This is a genomic window from Pantoea sp. 1B4, assembly GCF_016925765.1.
Classification (GTDB): Bacteria; Pseudomonadota; Gammaproteobacteria; order Enterobacterales; family Enterobacteriaceae; genus Pantoea; species Pantoea agglomerans.
Map to the genome: position 1 here is coordinate 321,866 of NZ_JAEUWZ010000001.1, position 15,789 is coordinate 337,654.

Below are 15,789 nucleotides of genomic sequence, written 5' to 3' on the forward strand. Positions count from 1 at the left end.
GGCCCGGCGACAAGGGGAAAACGTTGCAGGCAAGGTTATTACTTTTTTTACCGGCACGCCGGCAGTGGCATCCTCGCCGGCACTCCAGGAACAGAAAAATGAAAAAGTTATCCCGGCTTTCGTTAGCCATTATGATTGAACTGGGTTTCACCGCCTCTCTCATTTCTGCCGGTGCCGTGGCTGCTGAAGCCACCCGCGAACCGGCTATCGACAGCAGCACCTCCGATACCCTCCACGACGACACCATGATGGTGACCGCCGCCGAGCAGACGTTGCAGGCACCTGGCGTGTCGACCATCACCGCCGACGAAATTAAAAAACATCCACCCGCACGCGATGTCGCCGAAATTATTCGCACCATGCCTGGCGTCAATCTGACCGGTAACTCCACCAGCGGCCAGCGCGGAAACAATCGCCAGATCGATATCCGCGGCATGGGGCCGGAAAATACCCTGATTCTGATCGATGGATTGCCGGTGACCAGCCGCAACGCGGTTCGGCTTGGCTGGCGTGGCGAGCGTGATACGCGCGGCGACACTAACTGGGTGCCGCCAGAGATCATTGAGCGCATTGAGGTGATCCGCGGTCCGGCAGCGGCCCGTTACGGTAACGGCGCAGCGGGCGGCGTGGTGAACATCATCACCAAAAAAAGAGATGGATAATCAGTGGCACGGCTCATGGAGCGCCTATTACAACGTGCCGGAACACAAGGAGGAGGGCGCGACCCGTCGCACCAACTTCAGCCTTGAAGGGCCACTGGGCGATGATGTCAGTTTCCGGCTCTATGGCGGACTGGCAAAAACGCAGGCTGATGCTTACGACATTAATGAAGGGCACGCCGCAGACCGCACCGGCAGTTACGCCGGATCGTACCCGGCGGGCCGGGAAGGCTCGATCAACAAAGATATTCATGGCCTGCTGCGCTGGGCATTTGCGCCGATGCAGACGCTGGAAGTGGGGGCCGGTTACAGTCGTCAGGGCAACCTCTATGCCGGGGACACGCAGAACACCAATACCAATGCCCTGGTGAAAAGCAAATATGGTGAAGAGACCAACCGGCTCTATCGGCAGAACTTTTCTGTTAAGTGGACCGGTGCCTGGGATAATGGCATCAGCACCAATACCTACGCGCAATATGAGAATACCCGCAACGCGCGTCTGAATGAGGGGCTGGCGGGCGGCACCGAAGGCATCTTCGCCAACAGCAACTTCAATACCATCCAGCTGGATGATGTGTTGTTGCACAGTGAGATCAGTGTGCCGTTTGAATGGCTGGTGAACCAGACCGCGACTTTCGGGACGGAATGGAATCAGCAGCGGATGAAGGATCCTTCATCGACGACTCAGGCCGCCAGCTACGGGTCGATTCCCGGTATCGCTACGACCGGCCGCACACCCTATTCACAGGCGGAAATCTTCTCGCTGTTTGCCGAAGACAATATTGAGCTGACCGATAGCACCATGCTGACGCCGGGCCTGCGCTTCGATCACCATTCGATTGTCGGCGATAACTGGAGCCCGTCGCTCAACCTGTCACAGGGATTAGGCGATGAGTTCACACTGAAAATGGGCATTGCGCGCGCCTATAAAGCCCCGAGCCTCTATCAGACCAACCCGAACTATCTGCTCTACAGCAATGGTCAGGGCTGCGCCGCCAGTGCCGGTGCCTGTTATCTGATGGGTAATGACGATCTGAAAGCGGAAAACAGCATCAATAAAGAGATTGGGGTCGAATGGAAGCGCGACGGCTACCAGGCGGGCCTGACCTGGTTCCGCAACGACTACCGTAACAAGATCGAGGCTGGCACGGCGCCAACCGGCACCGCATCTAACGGCAAAACCGACATCTACAAATGGGAAAATGTGCCCAAAGCGGTCGTCGAGGGGCTGGAAGGCACGGTCAATGTCCCATTCTCCGACAGCGTGACGTGGAACAATAACTTCACTTACATGTTGCAGAGTAAGAATAAAGAGACCGGCGATCGTCTGTCGATTATTCCGGAATATACGCTCAATTCGACGCTGAGCTGGCAGGCGATGCAGGACCTCTCCCTGCAAACGACCCTGACCTGGTACGGTAAACAGGTACCGAAGAAATATGACTATAAAGGTAACGCCGTTACCGGTAGCGCCACCGATCAGGTGAGCCCCTATTCGGTTGTGGGCATGAGCGGCACCTATGACGTTAATAAATATGCCAGCGTCACCGTGGGTATCGACAACCTGTTCGACAAGCGCCATTTCCGTCAGGGCAACGCGCAGACCACCGGCAATGCCACCACCGGAGCGTGGCTCTATGGCGCAGGGGCCAATACCTTTAACGAGTCGGGCCGCACCTGGTATATGAGCGTGAATACCCGCTTCTGATGGACGGGCAATAAAAAGCGCAGCGGTTGATCTGACCGCTGCGCTTTTTTTATGACTGAATAATCAGTTGTTCTGATTGATATCGCGGTAGAGACGGCTCTCAAATCGCACCAGCGGAATACGGCGGGTACGCTGATCTTCCGGCGGGACCGCATAACCGGAAAGGAACTGAACGAATGCCACCCGCGCACCACTGGAGGTGGTGATAAAGCCCGCCAGGTTATAGACGCCCTGCAGTGAGCCGGTTTTCGCCGAGACTTTGCCATCCAGCCCCGCCTCATGCAGCCCGCCGCGATACTGCAGCGTGCCGTCGTAACCTGCCAGCGGCAGCATCGAAATATAATCCAGCGTGTTGTCATTCTTCGCAATGAACTGCAATACCTGCATCATGGTTTGCGGCGAAATCAGGTCATGGCGGGAGAGACCTGAACCATCCACCTGAATGCTATTACCCATGTCGACATTGGCTTTGGCTTTCAGGATGCGGCGAACGGCATCCTGTCCGGCGCGGAACGTGCCGGGCACATTGAAGTAGTGATGACCAATGGTGCGAAACACCGTGTCGGCAATCATGTTGTCTGACTTCTTCAGCATGGTGTGCAGCAGCGTATGCAGCGGCGCGGACTGGGTCGATGCCAGCACGGTACCCGGTTCGGTGACCTGCGTCTGTCGCACCAGATGCCCGCTGTAATCAATCTCAGACGACCGCAGTTCCGCCTTGAGGATTTCGCCAGCCCAGGCCGCGCCATCCTGCACCGCAAATGCCAGCGGCAGCGGTTCCGCGCGCTGGCGCATACAGCCCGTGAGGGTGTAGCGGTTCAGCTCGCCCGGCACCACATCCAGCTCGCAATATTGCCCTTCGCCGCTGTTGCGGCCAATGGTGCGCACCTGGCTGTACATATGCGCCGGATAATAGGAGGCGATACGTACAAAGGCATTCTCACCCGGCGTATTAGCACTGTAGAGCGACACCGAGAAGCAGTTTTTATCAACGATTGCCGCACCCGGCGGAGCACTGAAGCACTGGGTCATATCGTTCCACGGCCAGCCCGGCGCCATATCGTGACTGGCAAAAACGGAGGTGTCGATAACCAGATTGCCTTTGATATGGTTAATGCCCTGCTTCTTTATCGCCGCCACCATGTTGCGCAGATCCTGACGGCTTAAGGTGGGATCACCGCCGAAACGTGCAACTAAATCGCCGTTCAGGGTGCCATCGATAATGGCGCCGCGAGTCTCAAAAGTGGTCTGAAAACGGAAGTCGCCACCCAGCTCCAGCAATGCTGCCAGCGCCGTCACCACTTTCATGGTACTGGCGGGCAGGGCCATCTGTTTTCCGTGATAATCAATAATCGGTGTTGATGCGCCTACTTTTTGTACCATCAGCGCCAGATTGGCGCCGTCTGGCAGGTACTGCATGTATTCATCAACTGGCGCTGCGTGTGCCTGCAGCATAAATGCGCAGCTTAATCCGGTAACAAGTCGTGAAAATCGCATAATCTCGCGGTAACTGGCAGGTGAGGGCGTCAATACTACGTCGCTGGACGGTGCAAAGTAAACGATGACCCGCAGGGAACTCTGGGGTAAAATACGTATCAAATTGCAAAACTCTTTTCTGGCCTGGAAGCATCTCCGGGTCAGGATTCTTTTTATTTGCAAAAACGGGCTAATGCGCCGCAGAACGCTTTTTTCTGCAGTCACCGGTCAGGATGACATCGTTAAACAGGAAAGATGGCGAGGAGCTTAAATGAATCAGATTCCGATGACGTTAAGAGGCGCTGAAAGATTGCGCGAAGAGCTGAACGAGCTGAAAACCGTGAAGCGCCCGCGCATTATCGCCTCTATCGCTGATGCACGCGAACATGGCGATTTAAAAGAGAACGCGGAATATCACGCTGCGCGTGAAGAGCAGGGTTTTTGCGAAGGCCGTATTCAGGAGATTGAAGCCAAACTCTCCAATGCGCAGGTTATCGACGTCACTCAGATGCCGAAAACCGGACGCGTGATTTTCGGTGCAACCGTCACCGTGCTGAACGTCGAAACCGACGAAGAAGCCACGTATCGCATTGTGGGCGATGACGAAGCGGACTTTAAGCAAAATCTGATTTCGGTCAATTCGCCGATGGCGCGTGGCCTGGTGGGTAAAGAGGCCGATGACGTGGCTATTGTGAAAACCCCGGGCGGCGACGTTGAGTATGAAATCCTGAAGGTGGAATACCTTTAAGATGTTGCTACGCTTTGAAAAGCGTTAAAGCACAATGTAAAGAAAGGAAAAAGGCCGCATTGCGGCCTTTTATCTGAGGTAAGAGCATGTCACTTTCTTTGCCCATTTAGCGTGGCAGAGAAATTTTGCTCTCTTTAGAGGGGCGATACAGCACCAGCGTTTTGCCGATCACCTGTACGTTGCTGGCACCGGTCTCACGCACGATAGCCTCAACGATCAGCTGCTTCGTTTCACGATCTTCCGAGGCGATTTTTACCTTGATCAGTTCGTGATGCGACAGAGCCTGCTCGATTTCGGCCAGCACGCCTTCAGTCAGGCCATTGCCACCCAGCATAACCACTGGCTTGAGCGGATGGGCGAGGCCCTTGAGGTGCTGTTTTTGTTTGGTACTTAGATTCATCGTAGTTTTTTACTTACTCAGGGATTGAAAACGGTTCATTCTACCGCCATCTCGGGTATATCACCAAATCGACGCAACCCATTGCGTGCAGGTTTATCGCTACGATGACGATTTAGTTGGAAATATTATGACGGGTAAAAAGCGTTCGGCCAGCTCCGGCCGCTGGCTTCAGGAACACTTTAGCGATAAATATGTGCTCCAGGCGCATAAAAAAAGGGTTGCGTTCGCGCGCCTGGTTTAAACTTGATGAAATACAACAGGGTGACAAGCTTTTCAAACCCGGCATGACCGTGGTAGATCTGGGTGCTGCACCCGGAGGCTGGTCGCAATATGTGGTACAGCAAATTGGGAACAAAGGGCGAGTCATTGCCTGTGATATCCTGCCAATGGATCCGATAGTCGGTGTCGATTTCCTTCAGGGCGATTTTCGTGAAGAATCGGTGGTCAATGCGCTGCTTGAACGCGTTGGCGATCAAAAAAGTTCAGGTTGTCATGTCCGATATGGCGCCGAATATGAGTGGTACACCTGCCGTAGATATTCCCCGGTCGATGTATTTAGTCGAGCTGGCGCTGGAGATGTGTCGGGATATCCTGGCACCTGGCGGCAGTTTTGTAGTGAAAGTGTTTCAGGGAGATGGCTTCGATGAATACCTGCGGGAAATTCGCTCCCTGTTTACGAAAGTGAAAATTCGTAAGCCGGACGCTTCACGTTCACGTTCACGTGAAGTGTATATTGTGGCGACTGGGCGCAAACTATAACCAAATTGCTGGAGAAGTCCGCAGTTTTGCTGCGATTCCATGTATGCGGGATCTATAGTACCCTACGCTATCTGTTAACACCGTTGTAATATGAGGTTAATCCCTTGAGTGACATGGCGAAAAACCTGATTCTCTGGTTAGTCATCGCGGTCGTGCTGATGTCAGTATTCCAGAGCTTTGGGCCCAGCGAGTCGAATGGCCGTCGGGTTGATTATTCAACCTTCCTGTCGGAAGTGAACCAGGATCAGGTCCGCGAGGCACGTATTAACGGGCGTGAAATTAACGTCGTTAAAAAAAGACAGCAATAAATACACGACCTACATTCCTGTCAACGATCCCAAGTTGCTCGATAACCTCTTGACCAAAAACGTCAAAGTGGTTGGCGAACCGCCGGAAGAACCAAGCCTGCTGGCTTCAATCTTCATTTCGTGGTTCCCGATGTTGCTGCTGATCGGTGTGTGGATCTTCTTTATGCGTCAGATGCAGGGCGGCGGCGGTAAGGGCGCGATGTCCTTCGGCAAGAGCAAAGCCCGCATGTTGACGGAAGACCAGATTAAAACCACTTTCGCCGACGTAGCAGGTTGTGACGAAGCGAAAGATGAAGTTGCTGAGCTGGTGGAATATCTGCGTGAGCCAAGCCGTTTCCAGAAGCTGGGCGGTAAGATTCCAAAAGGCGTTCTGATGGTGGGGCCACCGGGTACCGGTAAAACCTTGCTGGCAAAAGCGATTGCCGGTGAAGCGAAGGTGCCTTTCTTTACCATCTCCGGTTCTGACTTTGTGGAAATGTTTGTCGGTGTCGGTGCATCCCGTGTGCGTGACATGTTCGAACAGGCCAAAAAAAGCGGCTCCGTGCATCATCTTTATCGATGAGATCGACGCAGTCGGTCGTCAGCGTGGCGCCGGTTTAGGCGGTGGACATGACGAACGTGAGCAGACGCTGAACCAGATGCTGGTTGAGATGGATGGTTTCGAAGGTAACGAAGGTATTATTGTTATCGCCGCAACTAACCGTCCTGACGTACTGGATCCTGCGCTGCTGCGTCCAGGTCGCTTTGACCGTCAGGTTGTAGTTGGCCTGCCAGATGTTCGCGGTCGTGAGCAGATCCTGAAAGTGCATATGCGTCGTGTGCCGCTGGCAACTGATGTTGATGCAGCAATCATTGCACGTGGTACGCCAGGTTTCTCGGGTGCCGATCTGGCCAACCTTGTTAACGAAGCAGCGCTGTTCGCGGCCCGTTCAAACAAGCGTGTGGTTTCGATGGTAGAGTTCGAGAAAGCGAAAGACAAAATCATGATGGGTGCGGAACGTCGCTCCATGGTGATGACGGAATCGCAGAAAGAGTCAACTGCCTACCACGAAGCAGGCCACGCCATTATTGGTCGCCTGGTGCCAGAGCATGACCCGGTTCATAAAGTAACGATTATCCCGCGCGGTCGCGCACTGGGTGTGACCTTCTTCCTGCCTGAAGGCGACGCGATCAGCGCCAGCCGTCAGAAACTGGAAAGCCAGATCTCAACGCTTTACGGCGGTCGTCTGGCAGAAGAGATCATCTACGGTGCAGAACGTGTTTCTACCGGTGCGTCCAACGATATTAAAGTTGCGACCAATCTGGCGCGTAACATGGTGACGCAGTGGGGCTTCTCTGAAAAACTGGGTCCGTTGCTCTATGCAGAAGAAGAGGGTGAAGTGTTCCTCGGACGTTCTGTCGCGAAAGCGAAACATATGTCTGATGAAACGGCCCGCATCATCGACCAGGAAGTTAAGCACCTGATCGACAGCAACTACCAGCGTGCTCGTCAGATTCTGGGTGAGAACATGGACATCCTTCACGCGATGAAAGACGCGCTGATGAAGTATGAAACCATTGATGCACCGCAGATCGACGACCTGATGGCGCGCCGCGAAGTGCGTCCGCCAGCGGGCTGGGAAGATCCAGGCAGCAACTCAGACAGCAACGGTACGCCAAAGGCGCCACGCCCGGTTGATGAACCGCGTACGCCAAACCCAGGCAATACCATGTCAGAGCAGTACAACAAATAAGACGCAACATCGTCAGACAAAACCCCGGCTGGTCCGGGGTTTTTTTACATCCAGATATTGATCAGCAAGGAGTTTCCGCCATGAAGTTGTTCGCCCGTGATTCCCATCTCGATTTATCTTTTCCACATGTGATGGGCATTCTTAACGTCACGCCGGACTCCTTTTCAGATGGTGGAAAGCATAACGCGCTGGTTGATGCGCTGACGCATACCAATGAGATGGTCAATGCAGGCGCAACCATCATCGATGTGGGTGGGGAATCAACCCGTCCTGGCGCGGATGAAGTGAGTGTGGAGGAGGAGCTGGAGCGGGTGATTCCGGTCATCGATGCCATTGCCCAGCGTTTCGAAGTCTGGATTTCAGTGGACACCTCTAAAGCTGACGTCATCCGGGAAGCCGCGCGAGTAGGTGCTCACATCATAAACGACGTGCGTTCGCTTTCTGAACCCGGAGCACTGGAAGCCGCCGCCTCGACCGGGCTGCCCGTCTGTTTAATGCATATGCAGGGCGAACCGCGCACCATGCAGCAGGCACCGGTTTACGAAAATATTTTAAGCGAAGTGGACACTTACTTCGCTCAGCAGATAGCGCGCTGCGAAGCGGCGGGCATTAAAAAAGAGCGTCTGATACTCGACCCGGGCTTCGGTTTCGGTAAAAATCTCAGCCACAATTATGAACTGCTGGCTCATCTTGGCGATTTTCACCACTTCGGCCTGCCGCTGTTAGTGGGGATGTCGCGTAAATCGATGATTGGCCAGCTGTTAAACGTCGGCCCGTCACAGCGTTTAACCGGCAGCCTGAGTTGCGCGGTGATTGCTGCTATGCAGGGCGCGCAGATTATTCGCGCCCATGATGTAAAAGAGACGGCTGAAGCGATGCGCGTGGTCGAAGCGACCCGAAGAGCAAAAGGAGTATCATGAGTAATCGTAAATATTTCGGTACAGACGGCATTCGTGGCAAAGTCGGTGAAGCACCCATCACCCCCGATTTCGTCCTGAAGCTGGGCTGGGCCGCAGGTAAAGTGCTGGCGCGCCACGGTTCAAAGAAGATCATCATCGGTAAAGATACCCGTATCTCTGGTTATATGCTGGAGTCCGCGCTGGAAGCCGGTCTCGCCGCAGCAGGCCTGACGGCCGCCTTTACCGGCCCGATGCCGACACCAGCCATCGCCTATCTGACCCGTACCTTCCGCGCAGAGGCAGGCATTGTGATTTCAGCGTCACATAACCCGTTTGACGACAACGGGATTAAATTCTTCTCGTCCGAGGGCACCAAACTGCCCGACGACGTTGAAGAGGCGATTGAGCTGGAGATGGAAAAGCCGATTACCTGCGTTGAATCAGCGCAGTTAGGCCGCGCCAGCCGCATCGTCGATGCAGCAGGGCGTTACATTGAGTTCTGCAAAGGGACGTTCCCCAGCGAACTGAATCTGAATGGCCTGAAAATTGTGGTCGACTGCGCCAATGGCGCCACCTACCACATTGCGCCGAATGTATTGCGTGAACTGGGCGCGACGGTGATTGCTATCGGTGTCCAGCCAGACGGCATGAACATCAACAAAGAGTGCGGTGCCACCGACCTCAAACTGCTGCAGCAGCGCGTGCTGGCAGAGAAGGCTGATATCGGCCTGGCCTACGACGGTGACGGCGATCGCATCATGATGATTGACCATCTGGGTGACAAAGTTGATGGCGACCAGATCCTCTACATCATTGCGCGTGAAGCCCTGCGTCAGGGACAGTTACGCGGCGGCGTGGTGGGTACGCTGATGAGTAACATGGGGCTGGAGTTAGCGCTGAAACAGCTTGGCATTCCGTTTACCCGTGCCAAAGTCGGTGACCGTTATGTACTGGAAAAGATGCAGGAGAAGGGCTGGCGTCTCGGTGCAGAGAACTCCGGTCATGTGATCCTGCTGGATAAAACCACAACCGGTGACGGTATCGTTGCAAGTTTGCAAGTGCTCACTGCGATGGTGCGTAACCATATGAGCCTGCACGATCTCTGTAGTGGCATGAAGATGCTGCCGCAGGTCCTGGTTAACGTACGCTTTGCGGGCGAACATGATCCGCTTCAGAGTGACGCGGTAAAAGCTGTCACGGCTGAAGTAGAAAAAGCGCTGACGGGTCGCGGACGCGTTCTGCTGCGTAAATCAGGTACTGAGCCACTGATTCGTGTCATGGTCGAAGGCGAAAATGAGGCGCAGGTCACCGAACTGGCGAATCGCATCGCCGACCAGGTCAAGGCCGTTTAAAACCGTAACAGGCGGTCTGCAGGGTGCTGAACTGCCTGTAAAATCACCGGGATGGCGTTTTTTTTCTGCAAACAGTATGGGTAGTAAAAATTGCACTTGCAGAGATATGCGCCTTTGGTTAGTATTCACACCCGCTTCTGATGGGTGATGACGAGACTCCCCATCAATACTGGTTGAAGCTTTAACTGTACGATTACCGTGCAAGGAACAGGATGATATGTACCAAGCTCTTTTAGTAGTTTTCCTTATTGTAGCTATCGCCCTCGTGGGTATGATCATGCTGCAGCAAGGCAAAGGCGCTGATATGGGAGCCTCATTCGGTGCAGGCGCATCCGGTACGGTGTTTGGTTCTTCGGGCTCAGGTAATTTCATGACTCGTACTACTGGCATCTTAGCAGCGCTGTTTTTCATCATCAGCCTGGTTCTGGGTAATCTGAACAGCAATAAAGCGTCTAAAGGAAGCGAGTGGGAAAATCTTTCTGCGCCGGCGCAGTCTTCTCAACAGACTGAAAAGCCAGCTCAACCGGTAACGCCGGGCAGCGATATTCCTAAGTAAGGTCGTCAGCACAACGAATCGTTGTGGTCAGTGCAGTGCCGTGGTGGTGGAATTGGTAGACACGCTACCTTGAGGTGGTAGTGCCCGATTGGGCTTACGGGTTCAAGTCCCGTCCTCGGTACCAAATAGCAGTATCCCTTGCATTTTATGCAGGTCTGGCGTATTATTCGCCACGTTTTCGGACGCGGGGTGGAGCAGCCTGGTAGCTCGTCGGGCTCATAACCCGAAGGTCGTCGGTTCAAATCCGGCCCCCCGCAACCAATTTTCCCTTTGAGTTCTTTTTCAAATATACTGTATGCATCGACGGACGCATTCACGGTTATTTTTTGAAAGAAAATTCTTTGGATGGAGTCCGGGCCGCATTGCGGCATACAGGGTCCAGTGATTAAAAGCCCCGAATATTCGGGGTTTTTTGTTATTAGCGAATCGTAATACTGGGCTATAGGCCCTTTTTTTTATGTCTTGGGGGGTGGGCTTGTCCACATTAGAGCAAAAATTGACAGAGTTGGTATCGGCTCCCGTAGAAGCGCTGGGTTACGAACTGGTTGGAATTGAATTCGTTCGTAGTCGCACATCTATCCTGCGCATCTATATTGATAGTGAAGATGGCATCAATGTCGATGATTGCGCCGATGTCAGCCACCAGGTAAGTGCGGTAATGGATGTTGAAGATCCCATTACGGTCCCTTACAACCTAGAAGTCTCTTCACCGGGACTCGATCGTCCTCTGTTCACTGCAGAACACTACACCCGCTTTATGGGTGAAGAAGTGAGTCTGGTGTTGCGTATGGCCGTTCAGAACCGCCGTAAATGGCAGGGAACCATTAAGTCAGTTGATGGCGAGATGATCACGGTGCACGTTGAGGGTAGCGATGAAGTGTTCGCGCTGAGTAATATTCAGAAAGCGAACCTGGTCCCCCACTTTTAAAAGTCCGGATTGAGGCTAACCAGGATGAACAAAGAGATCTTAGCTGTTGTAGAAGCCGTTTCTAACGAAAAAGCCCTGCCGCGTGAGAAAATCTTCGAAGCGCTGGAGAGCGCGCTGGCGACTGCGACCAAGAAAAAGTACGAGCAGGAAATTGAGGTACGCGTCAGCATTGATCGCCGCAGTGGCGATTTCGATACTTTCCGCCGCTGGGAAATCGTAGAAGAGGTGACACAGCCGACGCGCGAGATCACGCTGGATGCGGCCCGCTTCGAAGATGAAGCATTCAATCTGGGCGAATATGTCGAAGATCAGATTGAATCGGTCACCTTTGACCGTATCACCACCCAGACCGCTAAGCAGGTTATCGTGCAAAAAGTGCGCGAAGCTGAGCGCGCAATGGTGGTTGATCAGTTCCGTGAGCAGGAAGGCGAAATTATCACGGGCGTGGTGAAGAAAGTTAACCGCGACAATATCTCCCTCGACTTAGGCAGCAATGCCGAAGCGGTGATTCTGCGCGAAGATATGCTGCCGCGTGAAAACTTCCGTCCAGGCGACCGTATTCGTGGCGTACTCTACTCTGTACGTCCGGAAGCGCGTGGCGCGCAGCTGTTCGTGACGCGTTCTAAACCAGAAATGCTGATTGAACTGTTCCGCATCGAGGTGCCAGAAATTGGCGAAGAACTGATTGAAATTAAAGCCGCTGCTCGTGATCCGGGTTCGCGCGCTAAAATTGCAGTCAAAACCAACGACAAACGTATTGATCCGGTGGGTGCCTGTGTGGGCATGCGCGGCGCGCGTGTTCAGGCAGTTTCCAGTGAACTGGGCGGCGAGCGTATCGATATCGTGCTGTGGGACGATAACCCGGCGCAGTTTGTTATTAACGCCATGGCTCCGGCCGATGTGGCGTCAATCGTGGTTGATGAAGATAACCACACCATGGATATCGCCGTAGAAGCTGGCAATCTGGCTCAGGCGATCGGCCGTAACGGCCAAAACGTGCGTCTCGCTTCACAGCTGAGTGGCTGGGAGCTGAACGTGATGACCGTCGATGATCTGCAGGCTAAGCATCAGGCTGAAGCACATGCAGCGATCGATATGTTCACTAAACATCTCGACATCGACGAAGAGTTCGCCACCGTACTGGTGGAAGAGGGCTTCTCCTCGCTGGAAGAGCTGGCATACGTGCCAATCAACGAGCTGCTGGAAGTCGACGGCCTCGACGAAGAGACCATTGAAGCCCTGCGTGAACGAGCAAAAAATGCGTTAACCACCCTGGCACTGGCGAAAGAAGAGAGTCTTGGAAATCAGGAGCCCGCTGAGGATCTTCTGAATCTTGAAGGCCTCGATCGTGCGCTGGCGTTCCGCCTGGCGTCGAAAGGCGTTTGCACGCTGGAAGATCTCGCTGAGCAAGGTGTTGACGATCTGACGGATATTGAAGGCATGTCTGATGAACAAGCCGGCGCGCTGATTATGGCCGCACGTAATATCTGCTGGTTCGGCGATGACGCGTAATAACAGGAAGGAACAGCATGACAGATGTAACCGTAAAATCGCTGGCCGCAGAAATTCAGACTCCGGTCGATCGCCTGGTACAGCAATTTGCTGATGCGGGGATCCCTAAGTCTGAAAATGACGCGGTGACCCAGCAAGAGAAAGAAACCTTACTATCTCATCTGAACCGTGAACACGGTCAGGTCGGTTCAGCTAAGCTGACGCTGCAGCGTAAAACGCGCAGCACCTTGAATATTCCAGGCACCGGGGGTAAAAGTAAGTCGGTGCAAATTGAAGTCCGCAAAAAGCGTACCTATGTGAAGGGTGATGCAGAGGCTGAGCAAGCTCAGGCAGAAGCTGAAGCCGAGGCGCAGCGTGAAGCGGAAGAGCAGGCGCAACGCGAGGCTGAAGAAAAAGCCCGTCGCGAAGCTGAACAGAAAGCGCAACGTGAAGCCGAAGATAAAGCCAGGCGCGAAGCCGCTGACAAGGCCAAACGTGCAGCAGCGGAAAATGAAAAAGTGACAAATCAACCTACCGACGAAGTGACCAGGGCTGCGCAATCAGACAAAGCCCGTCGCGAAGCTGAAGCTGCCGAACTGAAGCGTAAAGCTGAAGAAGAAGCCCGCCGTAAGCTTGAAGAGGCTGCCCGCCTCGTAGCAGAAGAAGCCCGCCGTCTGGCTGAAGAGAAATCAGCTGAATGGGAAAAACCGGAAGAAGAGGATAAAGGCGACTATCACGTCACCACTTCGACCCATGCCCGTCAGGCGGAAGACGAAAACGACCGTCAGGTTGAAGCAGGTCGTGCGCGTGCGCGTACTACGGCTAAAGCTGCGCGTCCGGCGAAAAAAGGCAACAAACACTCTGAAGCCAAAACTGACCGTGAAGAAGCGCGTGCGCAGGTTCGTGGTGGTAAAGGCGGCAAGCATCGCAAACCTAGCGCACTGCAGCAGGGCTTCAACAAGCCAGCGCAGGCCGTTAACCGCGATGTTGTGATTGGCGAAACTATCACCGTAGCCGAACTGGCTAACAAAATGGCGGTGAAAGGTTCTCTGGTCATTAAAGCGATGATGAGAATGGGCGCCATGGCGACCATCAACCAGGTCATCGACCAGGAAACTGCACAGCTCGTTGCCGAAGAAATGGGCCACAAAGTGACCCTGCGTCGTGAGAACGAGCTGGAAGAAGCGGTAATGGACGATCGTGATACTGATGCTGCGCAGGAGTCTCGTGCTCCGGTTGTCACCATCATGGGCCACGTCGACCACGGTAAAACGTCCCTGCTGGACTATATTCGTTCCACTAAAATCGCCTCTGGCGAAGCGGGCGGTATTACTCAGCACATCGGTGCTTACCACGTTGAAACCGACAACGGTATGGTTACCTTCCTGGATACCCCGGGCCACGCCGCGTTTACCGCGATGCGTGCACGTGGTGCGCAGGCGACCGATATCGTTATCCTGGTGGTTGCAGCAGACGATGGCGTGATGCCACAGACTGTCGAAGCTATTCAGCACGCCAAAGCCGCTAAAGTGCCGGTTGTGGTTGCAGTGAACAAGTGCGATAAGCCAGAAGCGGATCCGGATCGTGTTAAAAACGAACTGACTCAGTACGGTATCATTCCGGAAGAGTGGGGCGGCGAAAACATGTTCGTTAATGTCTCTGCGAAAGCGGGTACCGGCATTGATGACCTGTTAAACGCTATCCTGCTGCAGGCGGAAGTGCTGGAGCTGACCGCTATCCGTGAAGGTATGGCGAGCGGCGTGGTGATCGAATCGTTCCTCGACAAAGGTCGTGGTCCGGTTGCCACCGTGCTGGTACGTGAAGGTACGCTGAACAAAGGCGACATCGTTCTTTGTGGTTTCGAATATGGCCGCGTTCGTGCAATGCGTGACGAACTGGGTCGCGAAGTCATGGAAGCGGGTCCATCTATCCCGGTTGAGATTCTGGGCCTGTCCGGCGTGCCGGCTGCGGGTGATGAAGCGACCGTGGTACGTGACGAGAAGAAAGCACGTGAAGTTGCGCTCTATCGTCAGGGCAAATTCCGCGAAGTTAAACTGGCTCGCCAGCAGAAATCTAAGCTCGAGAACATGTTTGCTAACATGACCGAAGGCGAAGTGTCTGAACTGAACATCGTTCTGAAAGCTGACGTTCAGGGTTCTGTGGAAGCAATCTCCGACTCCCTGCAGAAACTCTCCACCGACGAAGTGAAGGTGAAGATTGTGGGTTCAGGCGTGGGCGGGATTACCGAAACCGATGCGACCCTGGCTGCTGCCTCTAACGCCATCCTCCTTGGCTTCAACGTTCGTGCCGATGCCTCTGCGCGTCGCGTCATTGACGCAGAAAGCCTGGATCTGCGCTACTACTCTGTCATCTATAACCTGATTGACGAAGTTAAAGCGGCGATGAGCGGCATGCTGGCACCAGAGTACAAACAGCAGATCATCGGTCTGGCTGCGGTGCGCGATGTGTTCAAATCACCGAAGTTTGGCGCGATTGCCGGTTGTATGGTGACGGAAGGTAACATCAAGCGTCACAATCCAATCCGTGTCCTGCGCGACAACGTGGTAATTTACGAAGGCGAGCTGGAATCTCTGCGTCGCTTTAAAGATGACGTCAACGAAGTGCGTAATGGCATGGAATGCGGTATCGGCGTGAAGAACTACAACGACGTTCGCGTTGGCGATATGATCGAAGTGTTTGAAATCATCGAAATTAAACGCACCATCGAGTAATAGACTGCTGATGTGTTGCAATTTGGGAGGCCTCTGGCCT

At 53.9% G+C, this 15,789-nt stretch carries 9 protein-coding genes, 2 tRNA genes and 3 pseudogenes; 12 read left to right on the forward strand and 2 right to left on the reverse strand.

All coding sequences use genetic code 11. From position 1 onward, the window contains the following. The first annotated feature begins 98 nt into the window (after positions 1 to 98). Positions 99 to 2,367 (forward strand): annotated as a pseudogene (locus JNO11_RS01510) (TonB-dependent siderophore receptor). A gap of 63 nt (positions 2,368 to 2,430) precedes the next feature. On the opposite strand, the gene dacB reads toward JNO11_RS01510, so the two are convergent. Next, entirely contained in the window at positions 2,431 to 3,864 is a 1,434-nt protein-coding gene (gene dacB, locus JNO11_RS01515) for a serine-type D-Ala-D-Ala carboxypeptidase (RefSeq protein ID WP_010251813.1), read from the reverse strand. A gap of 250 nt (positions 3,865 to 4,114) precedes the next feature. On the opposite strand from dacB, the gene greA reads away from it, so the two are divergent. After that, positions 4,115 to 4,591 carry a transcription elongation factor GreA gene (gene greA / locus JNO11_RS01520; RefSeq protein ID WP_010251811.1) on the forward strand — a complete coding sequence of 159 codons (477 nt, stop codon included), beginning with the start codon at positions 4,115 to 4,117 and terminating at the stop codon, positions 4,589 to 4,591. A gap of 106 nt (positions 4,592 to 4,697) precedes the next feature. On the opposite strand, the gene yhbY is transcribed toward greA, so the two are convergent. After that, on the reverse strand, positions 4,698 to 4,991 hold the full coding sequence (yhbY, locus tag JNO11_RS01525) for a ribosome assembly RNA-binding protein YhbY (RefSeq protein ID WP_010251809.1): 294 nt from the start codon (positions 4,989 to 4,991) through the stop codon (positions 4,698 to 4,700). 127 nt (positions 4,992 to 5,118) lie between these two features. Here yhbY and rlmE point away from each other — a divergent pair. The 10 genes and pseudogenes from rlmE to infB all read left to right on the forward strand — a co-directional run bounded on the left by rlmE (position 5,119) and on the right by infB (position 15,749). Then, positions 5,119 to 5,750 (forward strand): annotated as a pseudogene (gene rlmE / locus JNO11_RS01530) (23S rRNA (uridine(2552)-2'-O)-methyltransferase RlmE). Positions 5,751 to 5,863: 113 nt separating this feature from the next. Continuing rightward, positions 5,864 to 7,791: pseudogene (ftsH, locus tag JNO11_RS01535) on the forward strand (ATP-dependent zinc metalloprotease FtsH). 80 nt (positions 7,792 to 7,871) lie between these two features. Continuing rightward, the gene (gene folP, locus JNO11_RS01540; RefSeq protein ID WP_010671999.1) at positions 7,872 to 8,711 is read left to right on the forward strand and encodes a dihydropteroate synthase; all 840 of its coding nucleotides are present in this window, start codon (positions 7,872 to 7,874) and stop codon (positions 8,709 to 8,711) included. Next, positions 8,708 to 10,042, forward strand: a complete 1,335-nt coding sequence (glmM, locus tag JNO11_RS01545; protein WP_325176846.1) for a phosphoglucosamine mutase — start codon at positions 8,708 to 8,710, stop codon at positions 10,040 to 10,042. The genes folP and glmM overlap by 4 nt, the downstream gene beginning before the upstream one ends. A gap of 217 nt (positions 10,043 to 10,259) precedes the next feature. After that, the gene (secG, locus tag JNO11_RS01550; protein ID WP_010251798.1) at positions 10,260 to 10,598 is read left to right on the forward strand and encodes a preprotein translocase subunit SecG; all 339 of its coding nucleotides are present in this window, start codon (positions 10,260 to 10,262) and stop codon (positions 10,596 to 10,598) included. 37 nt (positions 10,599 to 10,635) lie between these two features. Continuing rightward, positions 10,636 to 10,722: transfer RNA gene (locus JNO11_RS01555), tRNA-Leu, on the forward strand. A 59-nt stretch (positions 10,723 to 10,781) separates the two neighbouring features. Beyond that, positions 10,782 to 10,859 (forward strand) — tRNA-Met (locus JNO11_RS01560). Positions 10,860 to 11,073: 214 nt separating this feature from the next. After that, positions 11,074 to 11,526, forward strand: coding sequence for a ribosome maturation factor RimP (rimP, locus tag JNO11_RS01565; protein ID WP_010251795.1), 453 nt, complete (start codon positions 11,074 to 11,076; stop codon positions 11,524 to 11,526). Between the two features lie 24 nt (positions 11,527 to 11,550). Next, entirely contained in the window at positions 11,551 to 13,038 is a 1,488-nt protein-coding gene (nusA, locus tag JNO11_RS01570) for a transcription termination factor NusA (RefSeq protein ID WP_010251792.1), read from the forward strand. Between the two features lie 17 nt (positions 13,039 to 13,055). Then, positions 13,056 to 15,749, forward strand: coding sequence for a translation initiation factor IF-2 (infB, locus tag JNO11_RS01575; protein WP_010251789.1), 2,694 nt, complete (start codon positions 13,056 to 13,058; stop codon positions 15,747 to 15,749). Positions 15,750 to 15,789 lie beyond the last annotated feature (40 nt).

What these genes read in the sequence shown, in the direction of transcription:
- glmM (WP_325176846.1), top strand. Translation starts at nt 8,708, where the DNA reads ATGAGTAATCGTAAATATTTCGGTACAGACGGCATTCGTGGCAAAGTC.
- greA (WP_010251811.1), top strand. Translation starts at nt 4,115, where the DNA reads ATGAATCAGATTCCGATGACGTTAAGAGGCGCTGAAAGATTGCGCGAA.
- infB (WP_010251789.1), top strand. Translation starts at nt 13,056, where the DNA reads ATGACAGATGTAACCGTAAAATCGCTGGCCGCAGAAATTCAGACTCCG.
- dacB (WP_010251813.1), bottom strand. Translation starts at nt 3,864, where the DNA reads ATGCGATTTTCACGACTTGTTACCGGATTAAGCTGCGCATTTATGCTG.
- secG (WP_010251798.1), top strand. Translation starts at nt 10,260, where the DNA reads ATGTACCAAGCTCTTTTAGTAGTTTTCCTTATTGTAGCTATCGCCCTC.
- nusA (WP_010251792.1), top strand. Translation starts at nt 11,551, where the DNA reads ATGAACAAAGAGATCTTAGCTGTTGTAGAAGCCGTTTCTAACGAAAAA.
- folP (WP_010671999.1), top strand. Translation starts at nt 7,872, where the DNA reads ATGAAGTTGTTCGCCCGTGATTCCCATCTCGATTTATCTTTTCCACAT.
- yhbY (WP_010251809.1), bottom strand. Translation starts at nt 4,991, where the DNA reads ATGAATCTAAGTACCAAACAAAAACAGCACCTCAAGGGCCTCGCCCAT.